This window comes from Rothia sp. L_38 (assembly GCF_050689125.1).
In the GTDB taxonomy this organism is placed as follows: Bacteria; Actinomycetota; Actinomycetes; order Actinomycetales; family Micrococcaceae; genus Rothia.
The window spans coordinates 1-576 of sequence record NZ_JBOEQD010000039.1; the positions used below are offsets into that span (position 1 = coordinate 1).

Consider the following 576-nt stretch of genomic DNA (forward strand, 5'->3'; position numbering starts at 1 on the left):
GGGATGTGTTAGGAATCTGGGCAGGCCCTGAAGGGGCAGGCGAATCAGCCAAATTCTGGCTACAGATCCTGACCGAGCTGAAGAACCGTGGCACCGCTGATATCTTCTACCTGGTCTGTGATGGGCTCACCGGCCTGCCTGAGGCCGTGAATGCGGTCTATGAACGCACGATTGTGCAAAACTGCGTCATTCACATGATCCGCAATTCCATGCATTACGCCCCCAGGCAGCACTGGGAGGCGATTTCCCGGGATTTGAAGCCGGTCTATCAGGCGGTGACCGAGCAGGCTGCGCAGGCGGCTTTGGAGGCCTTTGGGCAGAAGTGGGATGAGAAGTACCCGGCTATTAGTGCTTTGTGGTGGCGTCGCTGGGAGGAATTTATTCCTTTTTTGTCGTATGAGATGGAGGTTCGTCGGGTGTTGTATTCGACGAATGCGATTGAGTCTTTGAATGCTAGGTTGCGGCGTTCTGCCAGGTCGCGTGGGCATTTTGTGTCTGAGGAGTCGGCTTTGAAGTTTATGTATTTGACGGTTCGGTCTTTGGATCCTTCAGGTGCTGGTGCTCGGCGGTGGATGA

The 576-nt window shown here is 54.9% G+C and carries 1 protein-coding gene; it reads left to right on the forward strand.

Going from position 1 to position 576, the window contains the following annotated elements:
• A partial coding sequence (locus ACRCJM_RS11995) for an IS256 family transposase (RefSeq protein WP_431465088.1) occupies positions 1-576 on the forward strand: 576 nt, incomplete at both ends.